The organism is Glutamicibacter sp. Je.9.36 (genome assembly GCF_051129975.1).
Lineage (GTDB): Bacteria > Actinomycetota > Actinomycetes > Actinomycetales > Micrococcaceae > Glutamicibacter.
The window spans coordinates 627,053-648,425 of the sequence record NZ_JBCPSN010000001.1 but is presented as its reverse complement, the minus strand read 5'-3'; the positions used below and the strand labels follow the sequence as shown (position 1 = coordinate 648,425).

23 protein-coding genes are annotated in these 21,373 nt (G+C 63.3%); 10 read left to right on the top strand and 13 right to left on the bottom strand.

Annotation, left to right across the window (positions count from 1 at the left end; translation table 11 throughout):
• Positions 1–21: 21 nt before the first annotated feature.
• The 4 genes from AAZQ98_RS03035 to AAZQ98_RS03020 all read left to right on the top strand — a co-directional run bounded on the left by AAZQ98_RS03035 (position 22) and on the right by AAZQ98_RS03020 (position 3,847).
• Complete coding sequence (locus AAZQ98_RS03035) at positions 22–1,248, top strand: acyl-CoA dehydrogenase family protein (protein ID WP_434689714.1); 1,227 nt, start codon at positions 22–24, stop codon at positions 1,246–1,248.
• A 28-nt stretch (positions 1,249–1,276) separates the two neighbouring features.
• Positions 1,277–2,506 carry an acyl-CoA dehydrogenase family protein gene (locus tag AAZQ98_RS03030; RefSeq protein ID WP_434689712.1) on the top strand — a complete coding sequence of 410 codons (1,230 nt, stop codon included), beginning with the start codon at positions 1,277–1,279 and terminating at the stop codon, positions 2,504–2,506.
• A gap of 95 nt (positions 2,507–2,601) precedes the next feature.
• The gene (locus AAZQ98_RS03025; RefSeq protein WP_434689710.1) at positions 2,602–2,898 is read left to right on the top strand and encodes a hypothetical protein; all 297 of its coding nucleotides are present in this window, start codon (positions 2,602–2,604) and stop codon (positions 2,896–2,898) included.
• Between the two features lie 31 nt (positions 2,899–2,929).
• Positions 2,930–3,847, top strand: coding sequence for a LysR substrate-binding domain-containing protein (locus AAZQ98_RS03020; protein ID WP_105656436.1), 918 nt, complete (start codon positions 2,930–2,932; stop codon positions 3,845–3,847).
• A gap of 43 nt (positions 3,848–3,890) precedes the next feature.
• Here the strand turns inward: AAZQ98_RS03020 and AAZQ98_RS03015 are convergent, their stop codons facing one another.
• Together AAZQ98_RS03015 and AAZQ98_RS03010 are read right to left on the bottom strand one after the other, a co-directional pair.
• Positions 3,891–5,240, bottom strand: coding sequence for an MFS transporter (locus AAZQ98_RS03015; protein ID WP_105662301.1), 1,350 nt, complete (start codon positions 5,238–5,240; stop codon positions 3,891–3,893).
• Entirely contained in the window at positions 5,237–6,283 is a 1,047-nt protein-coding gene (locus AAZQ98_RS03010) for an MBL fold metallo-hydrolase (protein WP_434689708.1), read from the bottom strand. The genes AAZQ98_RS03015 and AAZQ98_RS03010 overlap by 4 nt, the downstream gene beginning before the upstream one ends.
• Before the next feature lie 149 nt (positions 6,284–6,432).
• On the opposite strand from AAZQ98_RS03010, the gene AAZQ98_RS03005 reads away from it, so the two are divergent.
• A complete protein-coding gene (locus tag AAZQ98_RS03005; RefSeq protein ID WP_434689706.1) occupies positions 6,433–6,816 on the top strand; it encodes a YidH family protein in 384 nt (127 codons plus the stop codon).
• Complete coding sequence (locus AAZQ98_RS03000) at positions 6,816–7,142, top strand: DUF202 domain-containing protein (protein ID WP_434690106.1); 327 nt, start codon at positions 6,816–6,818, stop codon at positions 7,140–7,142. Before AAZQ98_RS03005 ends, AAZQ98_RS03000 begins: the two co-directional genes overlap by 1 nt.
• Positions 7,143–7,256: 114 nt before the next feature.
• On the opposite strand, the gene AAZQ98_RS02995 is transcribed toward AAZQ98_RS03000, so the two are convergent.
• Both AAZQ98_RS02995 and AAZQ98_RS02990 read right to left on the bottom strand, forming a co-directional pair.
• Positions 7,257–7,727 (bottom strand): hypothetical protein, encoded by a 471-nt coding sequence (locus AAZQ98_RS02995; protein ID WP_434689704.1) that lies wholly within the window; start codon positions 7,725–7,727, stop codon positions 7,257–7,259.
• Positions 7,728–7,806: 79 nt separating this feature from the next.
• Entirely contained in the window at positions 7,807–8,052 is a 246-nt protein-coding gene (locus AAZQ98_RS02990; RefSeq protein WP_105656430.1) for a hypothetical protein, read from the bottom strand.
• 786 nt (positions 8,053–8,838) lie between these two features.
• Between AAZQ98_RS02990 and AAZQ98_RS02985 the strand changes: the two genes are divergently transcribed.
• Positions 8,839–9,249 (top strand): DUF6069 family protein, encoded by a 411-nt coding sequence (locus tag AAZQ98_RS02985; RefSeq protein WP_286134073.1) that lies wholly within the window; start codon positions 8,839–8,841, stop codon positions 9,247–9,249.
• A gap of 98 nt (positions 9,250–9,347) precedes the next feature.
• Complete coding sequence (locus AAZQ98_RS02980) at positions 9,348–9,785, top strand: DUF6069 family protein (protein ID WP_105656428.1); 438 nt, start codon at positions 9,348–9,350, stop codon at positions 9,783–9,785.
• Positions 9,786–9,877: 92 nt separating this feature from the next.
• Here AAZQ98_RS02980 and AAZQ98_RS02975 read toward each other — a convergent pair whose 3' ends face one another.
• From AAZQ98_RS02975 to AAZQ98_RS02945, 7 genes are all read right to left on the bottom strand, one after another.
• Positions 9,878–11,179, bottom strand: coding sequence for an MFS transporter (locus tag AAZQ98_RS02975; protein ID WP_133833913.1), 1,302 nt, complete (start codon positions 11,177–11,179; stop codon positions 9,878–9,880).
• Between the two features lie 180 nt (positions 11,180–11,359).
• Complete coding sequence (locus AAZQ98_RS02970; protein ID WP_434689700.1) at positions 11,360–11,863, bottom strand: hypothetical protein; 504 nt, start codon at positions 11,861–11,863, stop codon at positions 11,360–11,362.
• A gap of 66 nt (positions 11,864–11,929) precedes the next feature.
• Positions 11,930–12,730, bottom strand: coding sequence for an HpcH/HpaI aldolase/citrate lyase family protein (locus tag AAZQ98_RS02965; RefSeq protein ID WP_434689698.1), 801 nt, complete (start codon positions 12,728–12,730; stop codon positions 11,930–11,932).
• Complete coding sequence (locus tag AAZQ98_RS02960; RefSeq protein WP_434689696.1) at positions 12,723–13,247, bottom strand: MaoC family dehydratase; 525 nt, start codon at positions 13,245–13,247, stop codon at positions 12,723–12,725. Before AAZQ98_RS02960 ends, AAZQ98_RS02965 begins: the two co-directional genes overlap by 8 nt.
• Entirely contained in the window at positions 13,244–15,292 is a 2,049-nt protein-coding gene (locus AAZQ98_RS02955) for a biotin carboxylase N-terminal domain-containing protein (protein WP_434689694.1), read from the bottom strand. The genes AAZQ98_RS02960 and AAZQ98_RS02955 overlap by 4 nt, the downstream gene beginning before the upstream one ends.
• 15 nt (positions 15,293–15,307) lie before the next feature.
• Positions 15,308–16,912 (bottom strand): carboxyl transferase domain-containing protein, encoded by a 1,605-nt coding sequence (locus tag AAZQ98_RS02950; RefSeq protein WP_434689692.1) that lies wholly within the window; start codon positions 16,910–16,912, stop codon positions 15,308–15,310.
• Between the two features lie 4 nt (positions 16,913–16,916).
• The gene (locus tag AAZQ98_RS02945; RefSeq protein ID WP_434689690.1) at positions 16,917–17,552 is read right to left on the bottom strand and encodes a TetR/AcrR family transcriptional regulator; all 636 of its coding nucleotides are present in this window, start codon (positions 17,550–17,552) and stop codon (positions 16,917–16,919) included.
• Positions 17,553–17,822: 270 nt separating this feature from the next.
• Here AAZQ98_RS02945 and AAZQ98_RS02940 point away from each other — a divergent pair, with 270 nt between their 5' ends.
• Positions 17,823–18,605, top strand: a complete 783-nt coding sequence (locus tag AAZQ98_RS02940; protein ID WP_434689688.1) for a carbonic anhydrase — start codon at positions 17,823–17,825, stop codon at positions 18,603–18,605.
• A gap of 363 nt (positions 18,606–18,968) precedes the next feature.
• Complete coding sequence (locus AAZQ98_RS02935) at positions 18,969–20,240, top strand: MFS transporter (RefSeq protein ID WP_434689687.1); 1,272 nt, start codon at positions 18,969–18,971, stop codon at positions 20,238–20,240.
• Here AAZQ98_RS02935 and AAZQ98_RS02930 read toward each other — a convergent pair.
• Together AAZQ98_RS02930 and AAZQ98_RS02925 are read right to left on the bottom strand one after the other, a co-directional pair.
• On the bottom strand, positions 20,237–20,812 hold the full coding sequence (locus AAZQ98_RS02930; RefSeq protein ID WP_434689685.1) for a hypothetical protein: 576 nt from the start codon (positions 20,810–20,812) through the stop codon (positions 20,237–20,239). The two genes, AAZQ98_RS02935 and AAZQ98_RS02930, sit on opposite strands and share 4 nt — an antisense overlap.
• Positions 20,809–21,351: an RNA polymerase sigma factor gene (locus AAZQ98_RS02925; RefSeq protein WP_133833920.1), complete on the bottom strand. Its 543-nt coding sequence runs from the start codon at positions 21,349–21,351 to the stop codon at positions 20,809–20,811. Before AAZQ98_RS02925 ends, AAZQ98_RS02930 begins: the two co-directional genes overlap by 4 nt.
• Between the last annotated feature and the right edge of the window lie 22 nt (positions 21,352–21,373).

The window sequence follows — 21,373 nt, the reverse complement described above, 5'->3', positions numbered from 1 at the left end:
TAGCCCAAGAGGAGAACGAAGATGACTGTACTGGATACCCAATTGCCGCGCGTGCCCTACACCGGCACTGCTGATGAAGCTGAACTGGCTCATTGGCGCGACGTCGCCCAGCAAGTAGCTGGCCAGCTGGCGGCTGACGCGCTCGACCGCGACCGCAAGAACGCCCAGCCTTTCGCCGAAGTGCAGCTGCTGCGCGAAGCCGGGTTGCTCAATCTCCTGGTGCCTGCAGAATTCGGCGGAGCCGGAGCCCATTGGGAAACGGCCTTCGAAGCGGTCCGCATACTGGCCGCAGCTGATGGATCCATCTCGCAGTTGCTGGCTTACCACTACATCAACCAGTCCGGCATTGCGTTCTACGCCCCGGCAGAAGCGCAAGGGGCATGGTGGCAGCGCACCGTGGAAGGTGGCTGGCTCTGGGGCGATTCGGTGAATCCAGTTGATCCGGATTTGACGCTGAGCGCCGAAGGGGACGGCTACCGGCTGAATGGAGCCAAGCGATTCTCCACGGGTTCCGGTGTTGGCGAGGTCATCGTCATCAACGCGCTGGTCCAGGGCGGAGAATACGACGGGCAGATTCTCGCCTTGGTTCTGCCACGCGATATCGATGGCTTGGAAATCGTTGACGACTGGGACTACCTGGGACAGCGGCTGAGCGCGTCGAATTCCTTGAAGTTCCACAACGTGCGGCTCGAAGCAAGGGACTTGCTGGGATTCGTCACCGATGAACCGGTCTCCACCCTGCTCACCCCCGGGATCCAGCTGGCCTTCGCCAACTTCTACCTGGGCATCGCCCAGGGAGCGCTGGCGCGCGGCAAGCAGATCTTGCTGGGCCGCAAGAACGCCTGGCTGTTCTCGCAGGCAGAGACCTACTCGCAGGACCCGATCTTCCAGCGCACCGTCGGAGAGCTCAAAGCCCGCACCGCAGCGGTGGCGGCGCTGACCGAGAAGCTGGGCCGGAAATTCGACGCCCTGCTCTCGAAGGCCGGGGATGTCACCCAGCCCGAGCGAGCGGCGCTGGCCGTGGAAATTGCTGAAGCCAAGGTGGTCTCCACTGAGGTGGGAGTGGATGTGGCGAACCGGATCTTCGAGGTGACCGGTTCATCTTCAACTGCGAACTCGGTGGGCCTGGACCTGTACTGGCGCAATGTGCGCACCCATTCGCTGCACGACCCAGTGGACTACAAGAAGATCGAGGTCGGCGCCTACTTCCTGCGCGGAGAATCCCAGCCGCTCTCGCTGTACACCTAAGAAAACTTCTCCCGGATTGGACTGAACGATGACTGTAATTGCAACTGGCAATCGACTCGCAGGACTCAAAAACCGCTTCGCACCGCTCTTCGCGCGCATTGCGCAGGGCGCAGCCGAACGCGACCGCACCGGCGAATTGCCCTACCAGCAGGTCGCGGACCTGGCCGCTGCCGGCTTTGGTGCGGTTCGGGTCCCGGAATCGCACGGAGGTGCCGGTGCTACGCTGCCCGAACTCTTCGAGCTCTTCGTGGATCTCGCGGCGGCGGATTCCAATATTGCCCAAGCGCTGCGCGCGCACTTCGCCTTCGTCGAGGACCGTCTGGTTGCGGCCCCCGGCCCGGGGCGCGACAAGTGGCTGGCCCGCTTCGTGGCGGGAGAACTGGTGGGCAACTCCTGGACCGAGGTCGGCACCGTCAAGGTCGGGGACGTGATCACCAAGGTCACCCCGGACGGCGAGGGCGGATTCAAGATCAACGGCACCAAGTACTACTCCACCGGCTCGATCTTCGCCGACTGGCTCGATACCTACGCAGAGCGCACCGACACCGGAAAGCGCGTGATCGCCGCAGTCAACCGCCACCAGCCCGGCGTCGAGCTGGCCGATGACTGGGATGGCTTCGGCCAGCGCACCACGGGTACCGGCACCTCCACCTTCACCGACGCGATTGTCGCCGAAGAAGACCTCATCGACTTCGATACGCGTTTCAAGTACCAGACCGCTTTCTACCAGCAGGTGCTGCTCGCTGTCTTGGCCGGATCCGCCAAAGCAGCCGAGCGTGACTTCGCCGCTGAGCTGAAGGCGCGCAAGCGGACCTTCAGCCATGCCGCGGCCAATGTGGCGGCCGAAGACCCGCAGCTGCTGCAGGTGATCGGCGAGGTCTCCGCGGCGGCCTTCGCTGCCGCGGCAACGGTGGAACGAGTGTCGACGGCATTGCAGGGTGCCTACGAAACTGCGCAGGCGCTGCACACCGGCGAGGTGACCGGGGAAGAGGACGAAGCAGCCAACGATGCGGCAGAGCTGGCCAGCGCCCAGGCGCAGGTGGTGCTCACGCCATTGGTCCTCAACGCAATCACCCACGCTTTCGATGCGCTGGCCGCCAGCGCCACGAGCGTTACCAAGAACCTGGACCGGCACTGGCGCAATGCCCGTACCGCCGGCAACCACAACCCCTGGGTGTTCAAGGCGAGGTTGATTGGCGACCTGGCGGTTAATGGCACCGAGCTTCCGCGCGTGTGGGCGATTGGTGCATCAAAGTAGATTCCTTGATCTTGCGGGTCCAGCATTCTTTGCCGATGCTGGGCCCGCAGGTTTTATCCGTGCAGTGTTGCCCGCAGAACGTCTTGAATGCGAAGATGTCCCGCATGAGTGGTTGGCAATTTTCTTTCGAGGACGGGCACAAGCCTCCCGTCCTCGATTTTGACTGGACGCCGATCGACACCGTTGTTCAGCGACTGGCACTGCTGCAGGTGCAAGCCAGGGGAACCGGCGAGGTGACCGCGGAACTGCAAAGCTGTGTTGCTGAGCTTGAGCGGCTTATCGTGCTGGCCTTGGAACACGGCGCCAGCCTGGGTCAGTTGGCCGAAAGAACTAGGGTCAGCCAGCGGGATCTGGCGAGGGTCAGTAAAACCGGACGACTTTACGAACGGTAATGGTCCGCTGCCCGCTGGCTAGACTGGGCGGGTGATCAACTACACCCTGCGCCAGCTGCAGTACTTCGTCGCCGTCGCTGAACTCGGCTCCATCTCCGCCGCGGCGAAGCAGTGCCATATTTCCCAGGCAGCCATGTCCCAGTCCATGGACGAGCTGGAACGCGCCGTCGGCTCGCAGCTGCTGGTGCGCAGACGTGCCCGCGGCGTGGTGCTGACGGCTGTCGGCACGGACTTCCTGCTGGACTCGCGGGCCCTGGTGCGCCATGCCGAAGAAGTGCAGGACCAGATTGTCGAACGCCAGACCAAGCTCTCCGGCCCTTTGGTGATCGGCTGCTATTCCTCGCTGGCCGCTTTCTGGATCCCGGTGATCTGCGAACGCTTCACCAATGTGCACCCGGATTTGCAGGTCACCCTCGTGGAGGGGGATGGGGCCGACCTGCAGGAGCGCATGCTCAAGGGCCATCTGGATGCGGTGCTCACCCATACCCGCCACCTGCTGCCGCAGGTCTCTTCTCGCACGGTGATGTCTGGCCGGCCCTATGTGCTGGTGGGAGGCAATCACCGGCTGGCCGACCGCACCTCCGTCGCCTTGAGCGAACTGGCCGATGACGACTTCGTCTCCCTGGACATTCCCACGGTGCGCGATAACCAGCTGGTGAATCTCCGCATGTCGGGCTTGGACCCCAAGGTGCGGTGGAGTTCGCAGAGCTTCGAGGCGGTGCGCGGGATGGTGGCTCGGGGTTTGGGCTATACCGTTCTGGTGCAGCGCCCGCCGGTCAACCTGAGCTACGACGGCTTGCCGCTGTCGGTATTGGAGATCGAGGGTGAGGTTGGCGTGAGCGATATTTGCGTGGCCTACACCGCCTCGGACCGCCCTAGCTTGCGGCTGCGCGCGTTCTTGGATTTCTGCGAGGAAGCCGGAGCCGAGAAAGAGCGCAAGGCCGGTTAGAACCCGCAGGTTCCAACCGGCCTTGCCGTCCGGGCAGCGAGGGCTAGTGGCTCATTTCCTCGGCCTCGAGGTCGGCGTCGCGGCCTTCCTTGATGCCGCGCATGGCCAGGGCGGCGACGATGAACGCGGCGGCCCAAACGGCTCCGGCGATCCACAGTGATCCGCCGCCCAGCAGCACCAGGCCTGCAACGATCATCGGGGTGAAGCCTGCGCCCACGGTGGAGGAGAGCTGGTAGACCAGCGAAGCGCCGGTGTAGCGGATGCGGGTTGGGAACAGCTCCGCGGTGAACGCGCCGAACGGCCCGAAGATGAAGGCCTGGATGATGCCGTTGGCCACGAACAGCGCGATGGCGAACAGCCACAGCTGGCCCAGTTCCAGCATCCACATGATCGGCAGGGCGGCCACGGCGCCGGCGAGGATGCCGACCATCATGACCGGGCGGCGGCCCAGCTTGTCGGAGTAGCGCGATGAAACCCAGATGCCCACCACGGTCAATGCGGCGCCGATGGCCTTGATGTTCAGCACCGCGGTGCGGTCCATGCCGACTTCCTCGACCACGTAGGAGATGGCCCAGACGGTCATCAGGCCCTGCACCGTGTAGGAGCTCATGCCCACCAGGGTTCCGCGGATGACGGACTTCGGGTACTTGGTGATGACCTCCATGAAGGGGGTCTTGCGCTCTTCTGCCTTGTTTTCCAGCGCGAGGAACAGCGGGGACTCGGTGACCTTCAGCCGGATGACCAGCCCGATGCCCACCAGCGCGATGCTGATCAGGAACGGAATGCGCCAGCCCCAGGCCAGGAACTGCTCATTGGGCATGAGCGAGACGGCCGAGACTGCCAACGTGGCCATCACGGCGCCGGCCGGGCCGCCCATGTTCGCGAAGCTCGCCGCGAAGCCGCGGCGCTCCTTGGGCGCGTGCTCCAGCGCCATCAGCATGGCCCCGCCCCATTCGCCGCCCACGGCCAGGCCCTGGACGATGCGCAAGATGATCAGCGCGATCGGGGCCAGCATGCCGATCTGCGCGGTGGGAGGAAGCAGGCCGATCAGTGTCGAGGCGCCGCCCATCATCGCCATCGAGGTGATCAGCACGCCCTTGCGGCCGATCTTGTCGCCGAAGTGGCCGAACACGATGCCGCCCAGCGGGCGGGCCAGATAGCCCACGGCCAAGGTGGCAAAGGAAGCGAAGATGGCTACGCCCGGGGTCAGGCCCACGAAGAAGACCTTGTTGAAGACCAGCGAGGCCGCCGTGGCGTAGAGGATGAAATCGTAGAATTCGATTGCGCTGCCGATGAAGCTGGAAGCCAGGATCCGGCGCATCTGCGGGGATTTCAGCGAGGGAACCAACGCCTGTGCCTCCACGCCGTTGCCATTATTCAGGGTGCTGCTCATCTTACTGCCGCCATTTCACTGTTGACGCGGGAAAAGGATATCGTGTCCAGATCGTTGGGCACTAGGTAGTTGCCGGAGAATTTCGCGGCGTGGGCTTCCCAGACCTGCAAAGGCGTAGTTCCGGGGACCAGATGGTGCAGGGCCAGGGTGCTCGCCCCGGCCTGGTGCGCGATCTCGATCGCCTGCTCCGGCGAGGTGTGCGAGGCGCGGTGGTGGTCCATCGAAGCCTGGGCTTCCAAGGTGCCAACCGAACCGTAGGCGCGTTGCACCCAGTCGAAGTCGATGGCCTCATGAAGCAGCAGGTCGGTATCCTTCGCCAGGGCCACCAGGTTCTGGCAGGGCGCGGTGTCTCCGGAAATGGTCACCGAGCCTTCTGCGGTATCGAAGCGGAAGGCGAAGGCCGGAGCGATCGGCGGGTGCTTGACCAGGGTTGCAGTCACCGTGACCAGTTCGTCGCGGTAGATCTCGAACGGCGCGAAGCCCTTCGGCGTCGGGTTCTCGTTGGGGTGGTACCCAGTGCCCGCCGGAATCTCGATGTCCGAGGCGATGAAGTGGTCCAGCGGGGAGGGGCGCAGGGCGTCGATCACGCGGTCATTCAGGTCCGTGGCGTAGGCCTGCATCAGATGCTCGAACATCGAGGCAGTGCCCGGGGTCGGATTCTGCGCGAAGACCGGCTGCGGGGCGGTCACTGCGCGCGGGGAGGCAGGTGGCAGGGCGCCGCGGTCGCCGGGGCCGATGATGGAAATCGGAGCCTTGCCGGCCGGCAGGGTGAACATTCCGAAGATGGCCAGCGAAGCCAGGTCGATGGTGTGATCGGAGTGCAAGTGCGTGAGGAAGATGCCGCGAAGGTTCGCAGGGGTGAACCCGGCCTTCATCAGCTGGTTGCCGACGCCGGTTCCGGCATCCACCAGGTAGACGCTTTCGCCTACGACTACGGCGGTGGAAATTCCCGCGCGCTTGCCGGCGTTCTCGCCGGTCCACCAGCGTGGTCCGCCGGCGGTGCCCAGCGTGACGACGCGGGGATTGAGATTGGTGGAGGCCATGGAATGCGCCCATTCGTTCGTTCAGGTACTGCATTCAATTCTTATGCGCTGGATCACATTCGTAAAACTGTTTTTATCAACCAACTAAATAGGTTTAGCCGATAATGGGTTGGGTATGCTCATAGCATCGACGCAAACTAAGGAGGGTCATGTCCGAGCAAGATCGCAGCCGGCTTTCACGCTGGCTATTGCCGCAGGGCAGTGAGCCTGACCCGCGCTTCACGCTGGCCAACGAGCGCACCTTCTTGGCCTGGATCCGCACTTCATTGGCATTCCTCGCAGGCGGTACCGCACTGGAGGCCTTCGCAGCCGAGGCCTTCCCTTCGCCCTTGCGCACCTGGTTGGCGGTGCTGGTGATCGGTGTCGGCATCCTGATTGCCGCCGGTGCAGCCGTGCGCTGGGTCCGCGTGGAACGCAGCATGCGCACCGGCCGGCCGTTGCCGATTCCCGCCATTGTCCCGCTGCTGGCCTTCGGCGCGGTGGTGGCCTCACTGGCTGCGATCGCCATGATTTTCTGGTCCCTCGGCTCGTGATGAAAGAACCCGTCGGGATCAGCGATCCGGGACTGCAGCCCGAGCGCACCGTGTTCGCGTGGAACCGGACAATGGTTTCATTTCTCGTGGTTTCCGCTGTCTTCCTGCGCTGGTTGCCGCACTACGGGATGGGCATGATCCTGCTGATCGCGGTGTCGTCATCGATGGCATTCGGGATTCTGCTCTCGCAGCGTGCCCGGTACCGGAAAATGGCGCAAGGCGTGAAGGCCGAACGGGTCAGCGCGGATGTTCTGGCTGTACTGCTGACGACAGCGGTACTGCTGGCATTGGGTGCTTGCGCGGTCATCCTTGTGCTCGGCGTCTAGTGCCAGGCGCACGCTAGGCGCAGGTTCAACGAGGCTGCGGAAGTAGCGGCCAGAGGAGTTGCAGGCGCGCCGCGATTGCTGTGCCGGCGCTGGGGACCCGGACTATCCCAAGGATCAAGGCTCATGGGGCTCTCGAATCTCCGCGGAACCAAATGCTACCGATTCCGCGAGCTTTTGCACCGCCGCATATCGTTGTGACTCCGCATCGATCTCCTTCCTGAACTGGGAATTTCTTTCGTCCCTATCAGCCGCGAACTTCTTTCCGGCGCGAGCCAGCTCTTGGGCAATTAATGCTGCCAATCCGTCGCGCAGTTGTTCCAGAGAGGTATTGGAAATTTCCAATCTTCGGTTAGCTGCACTCAGTACTGCATCAGGGTAGCCGGCGGCATCGAGTTGCCCGCGCATGAAATCGCTGGTCAAGAACTCTGTTTCTTCGGCTTCGGGCTGGCGGTTGAAAACGGCGGCAACCCGGTACGCGCCGGGCGCCTTGTCGCTGAGCAAAGTTCCCGGCAGAGAGTTCATGAGCACCGGGCCTATCTTCAGCGGCTGGTGCTTCTTGCCAAGAGTGCGGGAGAAGTCCATCATGGCTTTTCCTTTCCATGTCCGTTCCATGCCGGCGACCAGGGTGCTCTGCCGTGGGCAGCAGCGCCTGGCGCCAGCTCAGCTAGGCTTGCCGTAGGGTTGCTTGGCCCGTAGCAGGCAAGATGTCCACGCGGCGCTCTGGTCCCTGTAGTGGTTCTTGCGAACTGTAGGCAACCTTGCGCCATCCGCATGAGGTGCAGGTCCAGAGCACTTCACGCATCGTTACCAGCATGTCCTGGCGCTGGCCAGCTTCGTGGCCGCCTTCGTTGTCCCATCTCTTGAGCTGGTTTTGATCATCGACGAATCGACGGGTTTCTGTTTCAACCAAGGTATTTCTGTAGCACCTCGGACAGCTGTTCGGCTTGTCCATGACATTCCCTCCGTTGCTGCATAGTCGTTTTTATTGCCGTGCTCTGCCCTCGGTGCTGCAGTTCAAGGCCGGTTCCACGGGAAACGCCGTACCATTTCTTGAGTTGGGCATCGCGGGGACCGCGGCAGTTGTGCGCGTACTGCCGTTTTGCACTGTCGGCTTCAAAGGTGGTGTCCGGCTGTGCTGGTTGCATGATTCGCCACTAGCGGACCGAACCGGTCTGTGGGCTGCTGGAGCAAAACTGTGATTCGTTCCTGGCGGGCAACCCTTATCGGGCAAATGGGAGAAGCGCAAGGAAGCGGGCAGTTAATTCGAGCCGCCTCGATAAAGATCCCGGTTCAACACTGCTGCGTTAATCTGAACGCCGTCCTCGGCAATGAGGAGGGCACAAAAGCTCTACGCCGGTAGGAAGTGCTTCCGATGACGGCATTTCTACGGAAGTTAGATCCAATTCCAGTCTACTCCGGTTTCCCGGTTGTGGACCGGAAAATGGCCAAGTGAAGCGACGAAGGGTGCCCGCGGCTGCAACGGCTTGTGTTGCCGAGGGGCGTCACCCTGTCGCGGTCCGGGCCATGGCGCGGGAGGCCAGCGGAAACCGCCAGCGGCTAATGCGGGGCCCGATCTTGAATGTTCCGGAGTTCGGGGTCCAACGGGCGGGAATGCGCGTACAGTGAAAATACCGGTCCAGCTCGAATTCGCTGTAAAAGGGGATGATTCGCGATGCAGGCTGACGCTAGATTCAAGATGCCGTTCAATTTCGCCCAGGTGGTTATTGCGGCTTTCGGAGCCATGGGGCTTAGCACCTTGGCCTATTTTGTTGCCAGGGTTATCGGCGCATCCATGGAGTACTCCGGCGGCTTATTCCGGAACCTGGATTTCATCCACATCGTGCGATTCACTGCCCTGCCCATTCTCATTCTCGGCTTCCTGACCTTCTTGATCGGCCGGGCCAAGCCGGGCTTCTGCCGCATCGCCCAGTGGGTCGGCGTTGCCGCCGTCTTGACCTCAGCGGTGGTGCAGTGGTTCTTCGCCGAGGACTGGGGGACCGCGCTGACCCTGGCGATTATGCACCTGGTTGTTGCAGCGTCTTGGTATATCGCGGTGAACTACTCGAATAGGAAGTTCAACGAGATCGCGGCCCTGGAAAACCTATAGCCCTGCTAAGTGTCGCGGTTCTCACGGGCTCCTGAGAGCCGTGGCACAGGCACTCGGGAATAGAATAGTTGTGAACTATCAACAATTCTAGGAGTGCCATGACGTCTCAGGGACAACCCAATAGCCCATTCAATTTCATTCAGGTGATTATCGGTGCGCTGGGTACCAGCTACCTGAATGTCATCATTTTCTTCCTGTCTGGCGCCGCTGGGGCATCCCGCCGGATTGGTCCTAATTCAACTGATGTTGTCGCCTTTGACCACCTGTTGCAGTTCACGTTGATCCCGATTCTGTTCTTCGGCCTGGTGGTCTTCCTGATCGGACGGGCAAACAAGGGCATTTGCAAGATCGCGCAGTGGGCTGGCTTGCTCATCGCGGTAGTCTCGATCGTTTTCCCGATCATGAACGCAGCAGATGCCGCTACCGCTGTGGGCCTGTCCCTGATCCATATCGTGACCGGTATCGGCTGGTTCTTCTCGGTGCACTACGGCAACAAGGAGCTCCACGTTCCTTCCAAGGACGTAGCGCTCGTCTAAGCACGAAAAGCAAAACCTCGCAGAGCGATCAGCAATGATCTGTTCTGCGAGGTTTTCCGTTAAGCCGTGAGAGCTGCTGGTGCTGATTCGGGCTACACCCCAACTTTCTCGAGCTGAGGATGCTCGTAGGCTTTGCGCATGCGCGGCAAGAACAGCAGGCTGACGGCTGCCGCAAGGCACAGCACCGCAGCGGTAATCCACGCGGCCAGGTAGCTGCCGGTGGTTTCCCGCGACAGCCCTGCGGTCAGCGAGCCGGCGCCTGCGCCGATCATGTGGAAGGCGAAGACCCAGCCGAAGACCACGGTGGCTCTAACCGGACCGAAGTACTGGCGGCAGAGCACCACGGTAGGAGGCACGGTGGCCACCCAGTCCAAACCGTAGAAGACAATGAAGATCCACATCAGCGGCTCGACGGTTGGACCCATCAGCGAGTGCAGGAACATCAGGGACAGTCCGCGCAACGCGTAGTACACCGCAAGCAGCAGCCACGGGCGTACACGGTCGGTCAGCCACCCGGAGAACACCGTGCCGAGGATATCGAAAATGCCAACCAGCGCCAGCAACCCGGAAGCGGTCGTTGCCGGCATGCCATGGTCGTGCGCCGCAGGGATGAAGTGCGTCTGCACCAGTCCGTTGGTAGACCATCCGCAGATCCAGAAGGTCATCGCCAAGACCCAGAATGCCGGGTAGCGTGAGGCCGCGAACAGGGCCTTGAGAGTCGCGGCAGCCATCGAACCCTGCTGCGTTCCGGATGCCGGCGCGGCTGCAGCTCCGGCCCCGCCGTAAGGCAGTACACCGGCTTCGGCAGGGGAATTGGCGAAGGGCCAGCGCAGCAACGGGATGATCAGCACCGCGAAGACCGCAACAACCAGAGCCGCGGCCCTCCATGAGTACTGCTCGATGATCAGTACAATGCTTGGCAGGAACACCAGCTGGCCGGCGGCATTCGCGCCAGAGAAGATGCCCATCACCAGGCCGCGCCGTTCGCAGAACCAGCGGTTGGCAACCACAGAACCGAAAACCAACGCCATCGCCCCGGTGCCCAGTCCAACCAGCACACCCCAGAGCGCCCACAACTGCCAGATCTGGCTGATGAACACGGACAATCCGGCTCCGGAGGCCACCAATGCCAGAGCGATGGCAGCCACCTTGCGCATGGAATACCGTTCCAGCAAAGTCGCGGCGAAAGGAGCTGCCAGGCCGTAGACCACCAGGTTGATGGTCACCGCGGTCGATAACTGGGAGCGGAGCCAGCCGAATTCGGATTCAAGTGGTTCAAAGAACGCGCCGGTGGTCGAGCGGAACGCCGCCGTGGCGACTAGCGCCAGCGTGGTCACGATGGCGACCAGCCAGGCTCGATGGATCCGCAATGGCTTCGGGGAGTTCAATCGCATGCTCCTTCTGGGTGTTGCTTTAAGCATTGCACCGGTGCTAACAGGCGTTGGAGTTCGTGACGTGCGAAGAACAAATATTGATGTCCGAAACAGGTGGAGCGCCTTGCCTCGCCGGGATTAGCTGTGCATGGCGAAGCGCGGCAGACTCAGTTTTTGCGCCTGATCGGCTCTGCTTATTCGCTATGCGGGGTCGTTGCCGTTGCTGGGGTTCTGGCGCCGGCTGCGAGGGTGCCGGTCCTGCGGCTGCACTGCACCCAGCGCCTGCCGCGGAAAGGTTTTTAGCTTGGCCCCGGAAGGCGGTTCGTCCTGGTCCAGCGGATCGGCCATGGCCGATGGGGCAGCGGGGGCTTGGCCTGTTGCGGCTGCCTCGGCGGTTTGGGCCGTCACCGGGGCATCGCGGATCACCGGCATCCTGCGTGGCGGCAGCGGACGACGGTGGTGCACGAGATAAATCAGCATGGCCAGGGCCTTGTGCATGACCACGATGGTGAAGATGGCCGATCCGGCATAGCAGCCCCAGGCGACCAGGTGAAGCGTGGTCACTTCAAGGACGTTCAGCTCCAGCGAGCCGTTGAGCATCATGACGGCGCCGATTTGCTGGATGACCATGCCGAGCACGGCCAGCCCCACCGCAAACCAGAAATACACCAGGGTATCGGCTCCGGGTTTCTTCACGACAGGCATTTGAACCTCCGTTGGCCAGCTGTCGGCGGTCATTGCTACACACTGTAGCCCATGGCGGGAAACAGCTTATCTGCCCAAGGTGGCCCGGGCCTGGCGCAGCAGCGGCTCATCGACCATCTGCCCTTCGAAAGCGAAAACTCCGGGATTCGCCTCTGCGGCGTCGAGGATCCGCCGGGCCCGATCCCGTTCTGCTTCGGTCGGTGCGAACGCCTCGCGAATGACCGGCATCTGGTTCGGGTGGATCGAGGCTTTCGCGGCGAATCCCGAGGCCTTGGCATCGCGGGACTCCTCGCCCAGGCCTTTGAGATCTGGAATATCGAGGTACACGGAATCAATTGCGGCCTTGCCGTTGGCCACCGCATGCAGCAGCACCTGCGACCGCGCGAACCGTGCCACCTCGCGGTAGCTGCCATCGTGGCCGCGCGAGGATGTGCCGCCGAGCGAGGCGATCAGGTCTTCGGCGCCCCACATCAGCGCGACGACATTCTGCGCCCCGGCAATGTCCGAGGCATTGGTGATGCCCTTGGCGGTTTCGCATAGCGCCAGCACGTCGTAGCCTGCCAGCGCCGCTGGCTGCGCCGCCGATTCGCACTTGGGCAGCATCACGGTGCGGTAGGCCGTTTGCCCCAGCGCTGCCAGGTCCTTGGCGAAGTGCTCGCTATCGACCGGGTTCACGCGCACAATGACCCGCTCGGGATCCAGCGGCGTATCCAGCAAGGCGCGGCGGGCCGCTTCCTTGTTCCCGGCAGCCACAGCGTCTTCCAGATCGATGATGACCGCATCGGCACGCTGCGCCGCCTTGGCGTAGCGCTCGGGCTGGTCGGCCGGGCAGAACAGCAGGGAAGGACCCATCAGGAACTCAGTCATCAGCTTTTCCTCCCTTGGCCTGCAACGAATCCTGGTGCGCCTGCTGGGTCCACATCAGGCAGGTGCGGGTGGCGGTGGCCACGATGTCGCCGTGCTGGTTGCGGCCGGTGTGAGTCATGGATGCCAGGCCCTGCCCGGGGCGGGACTTCGATTCGCGCAGTGCGGTGATCTCGGTTTCGGTGTAGAGGGTATCGCCGTGGAACATCGGGTGCGGGAAGCGCACGTCATTGATGCCCAGCTGCCCCACGATGGTGCCCTCGGTCAACTGTCCCACCGACTGCCCAATCATGGTGCTCAGGGTGAGCAGGGAGTTGACCAGCGGCTTGCCGAAGGGCTGGGTGGAAGCCCACGCCGCGTCAAGGTGCAGGCCCTGGTTGTTCATGGTCATCGTCGTGAACGCGACGTTATCCGCTTCGGTCAGGGTGCGCCCGGGCTTGTGCGCGTAGGTGGCCCCCAGCTGCAGCTCATCGAAGTAGAGGCCGCGCTGCTCGACACGTTTGGGGGTTTGCTCGCTCATGCGTCCTGCTCCTGATGCTGTGCTTCGGTTGGCTGCGCTGCTTCCACGGTGGCCACGACCTGCTTGGCCTTGACCAGATCCCCGGTCTTCAACCCGGTCATGCGCACGATGCCGTCCGCGGGGGAGAAGAGCTGGTGCTCCATCTTCATCGCTTCGATGCTCAGCAGCAGTTGGCCTTCGGCGACCGCATCGCCATCGGCCGCCTGCACGTTGATCACGGTGCCGGGCATGGGCGAGAGGACATGCGGGGAGAAGGTCCCGGATTGCTTGGCGATGGTGGCCAGCTGGCGTTCGAGGACTTCTTCGCGGGGCAGCTTGCGCACCGCCGCGGTCCAGCCTTCCTCGCACAGCCACAGTGTGCCATCTGCGGCGAAGGCGTGCTGTAGTGCTGTGCGCTGGCCGTTGACGGACAGGGTTCCATCCGGTTCCTGCCGCACGGTGAATTCTTCGGCGCCCACGCGCACCCGGCTCGAATCGGGATCCCTGAGCAATGCGGTCCTGCCCTCGGCGGCCTCGACGTCGAAGTGCCCGATGCTGGCCCGGCGATGCTGGGCCCGCCAACCATCGCGCAGGCCCCACGGGGTATTCGCGGCTGGAATGCGCCGATCCTCCAGATGCGCTGCCAGTGCCAGTTCGCGGGCCCCGACCTGGCGGAAGTCGAACTGGTCCATCTTCCGCTCGATCAGGTTGGTGTCCAGGGCCCCGGCGGCCACATCCTCGTCGGCCAGCAGCAGCCGCAGGTATTCGCTGTTGGTCAGCACGCCCAGCACCACGGTGCCGGCCAGTGCCTTATCCAAGCGGTCCAGCGCCTCGGTGCGATCCGGGCCCCAGGCGATGAGCTTGGAAAGCATCGGATCGTAGTGGGCGCTGATCTCCAGGCCGTCGCGCAGCGAGGAATCCACCCGGACATTCTCCGGCTCGCGCACGTGCAGCACGGTGCCCACCGAGGGCAGGAAGCCGGAGGACGGGTCTTCGGCGTAGAGCCGGGCCTCGATGGCATGGCCTTCCAATGCCACCTGGTCCTGGGTGAAATCCAGTGCGTGTCCGGCCGCGATGCGCACCTGCCACTGCACCAGATCCAGCTTTGCGCCGTTCACCCGCACGACTTCCTCGGTGACCGGGTGCTCCACCTGCAAGCGGGTGTTCATTTCCATGAAGAAGAATTCGTCGGGGTTCTGGTCGCTCACCAGGAACTCGACGGTTCCGGCGCCGACGTAGCCCACCGATTGCGCAGCGGCCACCGCGGCGGCGCCAATGCGCTCGCGGATCGCCGCGCCGTGCTCCAGGTTCTCGAACAGCGGCGCGGGGGCTTCCTCGATGACCTTCTGGTGGCGGCGCTGCAAGGAGCATTCGCGTTCGCCCAGGTGCACGGTGTTCCCGTGCGCATCGGCCAGGATCTGCACCTCGATATGGCGTGGATTGCGCACCAGCCGCTCGAGGAACAGGGTGTCATCGCCGAAGGCATTGCGCGCGGTGCGCCGGGCGCTGGCCAGCGCTTCGGGCAGTTCTGCGGCGGATTCCACGGCGAACATGCCCTTGCCGCCGCCGCCGGCCGAAGGCTTGATCAGCAGCGGGAAGCCGACGTCCGCGGCAGCGGCGAGCAGCTGCTGATCGCCCAGGCCGGGTTCGGCGATGCCGGGAACCACCGGCACCTGGTGGGAGAGGACATGGTTCTTGGAGCGGATCTTGTCGCCCATGAGATTGATGGAGTTCACCGGCGGGCCGATGAAGGTGATGCCGGCTGCCTCCAGCGCACGGGCGAAGTCCACGTTCTCGGAGAGGAACCCGTAGCCCGGGTGCACCGCCTGGGCACCGGTGTGCCGGCAAGCGGCGATCACCGCGTCGATATCCAGGTAGCTTTCATTGGCCGCAGCCGCTCCGATGCGCACCGCGCGATCGGCTTCGGACACATGCAGCGCCCCGGCATCGGCATCGGAGTAGACGGCGACCGATTCGATGCCCAGCGCCCGCAGGGTGCGGATGATGCGCACCGCGATTTCTCCGCGGTTGGCGATCAGGACGGTGTCAAAGAGCTTGGTAGTCATGGTGTTTTCCTCGTGCTACATCCGGAAGAGGCCGAAGCTGGTCTCCGGCAGCGGCTGGCGGGCGCAGACATCCAGGGCCAGGCCGAGCACCCGGCGGGTATCTGCCGGGTCGATGACCCCGTCGTCCCATAATCTGGCGGTGGAATAGTAGGGGTTTCCCTGGGTTTCGTACTGCTCGCGGATCGGGGCCTTGAACGATTCCTCCTCCTCGGCGCTCCAGCTGCCGCCGCCCGCCTCGATCCCGTCGCGCTTGACCGTGGAGAGCACCGAGGCGGCCTGGTTGCCGCCCATCACCGAGATGCGCGCGGCCGGCCACATCCACAAGAAGCGCGGGGAGTAGGCCCGCCCGCACATCGAGTAGTTCCCGGCGCCGAAGGAGCCGCCGATGACCACCGTCAGCTTGGGCACCCGGGCGGTGGCCACGGCGGTGACCATCTTGGCCCCGTGCTTGGCGATGCCGTCCGCCTCGTAGTCGCGGCCCACCATGAATCCGGCGAGGTTCTGCAAGAAGAGCAGCGGGATGCCGCGCTGGTCGCACAGCTCGATGAAGTGCGCGCCCTTCATCGCGGACTCGGAGAACAGCACGCCGTTGTTGGCGATGATGCCTACCCGGTGCCCGTGGATCTGCGCGAAGCCGGTGACCAGGGTGGTGCCGTAGTCGGCTTTGAACTCGTGGAACTCGCTGGCATCGACGATGCGGGCGATGACCTCGTGCACGTCGTAGGGCGCGTTGACATCCACCGGCACCACCCCGGCCAGTTCGCTGCCCGGGTAGAGCGGCTCGGCCACTTGGGTTTCGATAGTCCAGGCGGGGGCCGGGTTGGCCGGCAGGGTGGAGACGATGTCGCGGATGATCATCAGCGCATGCTCGTCGTTCTCGGCCAGGTGGTCCACCACGCCCGAGGTCTTGGCGTGCAGGTCGCCACCGCCCAGCTCCTCGGCGGTGACGATCTCCCCGATGGCGGCCTTCACCAGCGGCGGTCCGCCCAGGAAAATGGTGCCCTGGTTGCGCACGATGACCGTCTCGTCGCTCATCGCCGGAACGTAGGCGCCGCCGGCGGTGCAGGAACCGAGCACCGCGGCCAGCTGCGGGATCTTCTTCGCGGAGAGCTGCGCCTGGTTGTAGAAAATGCGCCCGAAGTGCTCGCGGTCCGGGAAGACCTCGTCCTGCATGGGCAGGAACGCCCCGCCCGAATCCACCAGGTAGATGCAGGGCAGGTTGTTCTCCAGCGCGATTTCCTGGGCGCGCAGGTGCTTCTTGACCGTCATCGGGAAGTAGGTGCCGCCCTTGACGGTGGCGTCGTTGGCGATGACCAGCACGTGGCGGCCGTGCACCAGGCCGATGCCGGCGATCATTCCGGCGCCGGGGCTGGCGCCGTCATACATGTCCTCGGCGGCCAGCGGCGCGATCTCCAGGAAGGGCGAGCCGTCGTCCAGCAGCGCGTCTACGCGTTCGCGGGGCAGCAGCTTGCCGCGATCCACATGGCGCTGCCGGGACTTCTCGGAGCCGCCGCGCGCAGCGCGTTCGAGCCGTTCGTGCAGTTCGGCCAGCAGCGGTGCCTGGTCGGCGGTGTTGCGCTCGAACTGCTCGGGGTTCAAGTGGGAGGAGAGGGTCTTCACGAAGTCAGTCCTTGCTGGTCGGTTCGCTGGCGATCACCCGGGGTACGGGCAGCTGCTGCGCAGGCAACGGGAATTCGTCGGGCACGGCCAAGATGCGCATGGCCAGGGAAATGAAGTTCAACTGCACTTGGGCCAGTGTGAGCCGGCCATCCTTGCGGTACCAGTGCGAGACACCGGTCCCCATTTCCATCAGTGCCAAGCGGGCGATGCCCAGGTCCACGGTGCTGAAGCAGCCCTGGCGCTCGCCGGCCTGAAGCGCGTCGGCGAAGAGCTGCTCGTAGGCGTCGCGCAGTTCCTGCATCTGCTCGCGGGCCTTGGCCGATAGCGCGCGCATCTCGTATTCGGTGACACGTGCGGTGCTGGGATTGGTGGCGGTGAACCCCACGTGGAAGGCCACGAGCAACGCGAGCTGGCGTACCGGGTCCTTGCTGCCGGCCAGCGCCTGCTCGGCGCCGGAGATCATGGCGGCCAGGCAGTCGTTCATGATGCCCACCAGCAGGTCTTCCTTGCCGCCGACGTAATGGTAGAGGGTCGCCGAGTTCAGTCCTACGGCGCTGCCTAGTTCGCGGATGCCGGTGGCGGCGAAACCGCGCTGGGCAAAGCAGGCTACGGCTGCTTGCTGGACCTTTCCCAGTTCCATGGACACCACCCTGTGACTCAAGAGCCAATCAATCGATTGACAGTTTCCATCCAACCGAAGAAAAAGTGTGGTGTCAATCACTATCTTCTGCGGGCGGGGACACCGAGTGGCGCTGCCATCCGCACCTCATGCGACGCTCATGTTAAAAGGGATCGAAATATGACGTTTGCCATTTATGAATCAAATGCAAAACACTAGACTGCTTGATGTTATTTACTGTCAAGCTCTAGTTAATTCTGCTGGGCAGCTGATCAGACGCCACTGGAAGGCATGATGCCGCAACCTGAACCACGTTTCCTCAACCGCCAAAACCCAACCCCAGCCGGACCGTCGCGCCGCGGCCTGCTCGCCGGCGTCTCCGGGCTCATTGCCCTGGCCGGACTGGCGGCCTGCGCATCACCGCAGGCCCCGGATGCGGACAGGGCAAACCTCGCCGGACCCCCGCAGACCCCCGATGAAGTGCTGCAGGTACTGCGCGCCGGGAACCAGCGCTACGCCGAAGGCATGCCAGAACGCCCCAATCAAGCAACCGAACGGCGCAGCGAGCAGGCCGAGCACCAGAGTCCCTTCGCCCTGATCCACGGCTGCGTGGATTCCCGCGTGACCCCCGAGCTCTTGTTCGACCAGGGGATCGGAGACCTGTTCGTCACCCGGACCGCCGGCGGAGTGCTCGATGACACCTTGGTTGGCAGCATGGAATTCGCTGTTTCCAGTCCCTATTCGGTCCCGTTGCTGGTGATCCTCGGCCATACGGCCTGTGGTGCGGTGGCGGGCACCTTGAAGGCGATGGAAGAAGATGCCAAGAATCCGCAATTGCCCGGCGAGATGCTCGACTTCGCTGAACAGATTGCTCCTGTTGCCCGCAAGGCAAAAGTTGAAGGTTCGGGTAGCGAAGAGGTGGACCTGGTGGTGGAAGCCAATGCCCGTGCCGTCACCGAGCAGCTACTGGAGCGATCTGCCATCATTCGCGAGGCAGTGCAAGAAAAGCGGACCCGGGTGGTGGCAGCTGTCTACGACCTGGACAGCGGAGAAGTGCGCTGGCTCGATGGCTAGCTCCGATTTTCCTGGTGCGAATTAACCAGAAGTTCCCGCCGGTGGAACCGGCGGGAACTTCTGCGATCATCACTCGCACCCTCACTGAGGTTGTTTCTACGATATTGACAACGCCTATGCTCACGCTGAGCGCAGGCTCCGTGGCAGCAGGGCATCTGGCGAACGGGCGATCCAGCTGCCGGACCAGCAGGGCTTCCCAGGTTGCAGCCGAAACGCGAATACCGGCGGATGGCCAGCTCGCCGCTATCCTGACGCAGCTGGTCAGACGCAAAACACCCATTCCCGGGCCTTTCGGCACGGTTTCGGGATTTGCCAGCAGATGCACTGGTACTCTCGACGCTGGATGCTAGTGAAGCATTCCCCGTGAAGAATCCGCATGCACGTGCAGTGAAAGGCCCCATGGCAGCCAGCGAATCCAGCGTCAACTCCCGCGCCCGCGGTGCAGTCGCGGCCCTGTTCCTCACTAACGGAGCACTCTTTGCCAATATGGCGCCGCGCCTTCCCGAGCTGAAGCGGGAGCTGGAATTGGACACCGCCGGCTACGGCTTGCTGGTCACCGCATGGCCTGTTGGGGCAATCCTTGCAGGGTTGGCTGCAGGTGCGCTGGTGCGCCGTTTTGGTTCCGCGCAGGTTGCGGTCGTGGGCACGATAGTTACCGGTGCGGCCTTGCTGGCCGCCGGCAGCGCGCCGGGCGTGGTCTTGGTCGTGCTGGCTTTTGCCCTGGGCGGCGCCATGGATTCGATTACGGATGTCGGGCAGAACGCGCACGGGCTGGTGGTGCAACGGCGCTATGGGCGTTCGATACTGAATTCCTTCCACGCGTTGTGGTCTGTCGGAGCGGTGATCGGCGGTTTGATGGCCGCCGGAGCGATCCAGATGAACCTGGCATTGCCAGTGCATTTGGGCATATCGATGGTGCTCTTCGCCGCGGTGGCACTGACTGCCCTGAAATTCTGCCTGCCTCGATCCGCCGAACTGGCGGTCATAGAACCTGTTGCGCCACCTGCACCCGGAACCGCCCAGGCCGCGGCCCCAGCAGGATCCCGCGGACGGCTGCTGCTGATGATGAGCGCCCTGGTCTTGATCTCCGTAGCCGGCGTGATGGTTGAAGACGCCGGGAATTCGTGGTCCACGCTGTATCTTGGCCAGCTGGGGGCGCCAGCGGCGCTGGCGGCCAGCGGGTTCATCGCTCTGGTCGGGGCCCAGTTCATTGGCCGAATTCTCGGCGATGGCATGGTCAACCGCTTTGGCCAGCGCGGCATGGCCCAGTTCGGGGGAGCGCTGATAGCAATTGGTATGGGTCTGGCGTTGTTCTTCCCCACGGTTCCGGGCACGCTGCTGGGATTTGCCGCGGCTGGATTCGGCTCGGCAACCTTGGTCCCGGCGGTGATGGACCAGGCCGACAAGCTGCCCGGCCTGCCTCCGGGAACTGGGCTGAGCATCGTCTCCTGGCTCATGCGATTGGGCTTCTTGTTCTCGCCGCCGCTAGTGGGTTTCCTTGCCGAGAACTTCGGGTTGCGCATGGCCCTGATGGTGTTCCCGATTGCGGGACTTGTGGTGCTTGCTTGCTCGCCAGTGCTGCGTGGAAAAAGCCCGCGGAGCGATGGAACAGGGGAGCAAGGAAGCCGTAGCTAGTTTTCGCCCCGAAGCGTGATGGACTCGATGGCTTCGCCGTGCAGGTCTTCAATGACCAGATTGACTACCAGTTCCTTCCAGCTGATCAACGGGCTGATGGCGCTGCGGACATAGTCGAGGACTTGCTGCTCGATAACCTGAACCGAGCTATCCCCAGCCATGCTGACATGGCATTGCACTCTCCAGTTAAGGTGGGGAATCTGCGTGTCGGTCGCCTTGATCTCCGTGTAGTTCAATTGCGCTGTCGTCGACTCGGAAAATACCGCTCGAATCGCCTTGATCAATTCCAGGGACGATACGCGCGTGGCCAGTCCCGTGCCCGCTTCTTGCACATCCCACATCCGCTGGAATGGCGAGTGCTCAGCTATTTTGCCCAGTATTCGCTGCGAGAATGCTTCAGGCTGGTGCTCCGGGGTCGAGCTGTGCAGCAGTTGGGTGATGAATCCGTTCTGGTCCTTGAGCCGCTGCCGTTCGGCGTGGCACCACCGGCACTGCAATTCGTGCAGATCTGCAGGTTCATCCAGGTTCAGCAAAACGTCTTCGGTAGTACGTCCGCAGGGAAGGGTTTTCATGACACCGCCTCGCTGATTGCATTGCGTGCCCGTGCGAGTCGCCCTCGCACAGTTGATTCTGAAACGTTGGTCACCAGGGCCGCTTCCTTATAGCTCATGCCTTGGAGCGCGACCAGTACGAACGCCTGGCGAAGCGCCGAAGGCAATCCGTTGATGATCTGCCAGGCATCGGCAATTTCGCCTCGTTGCACGGCGACGTTTTCTGGCAATTCACGGTCAGGGACTGGGGTTTGCTCTAGCACTTCATCATCCACGGTTTGCTGGTCATTGGCACGCTGGCGGATGCGATCAAGGCAAATATTTCGTGCCATGCGGTAGAGCCAAGTCTTGAACGCGGCACGTTCGCGCAGCGAGCCCAAGGACTGCCACGCGCGGATCCAGGCATCCTGGGTGGCATCCTCCGCATCGTGCCAGCTGCTGAAAAAAGTCTTGCAGTATTGGCGCAGGCCGGGTGTCAGCGCGGTGACGAGTTCGCCGAAGGCCTCGGGGTCCCCCTCCATCGAACGACCTACAAGCACGGTCAGCCGGGTCGGTTCCAAACACCCCTCCTTAAGTGATCTA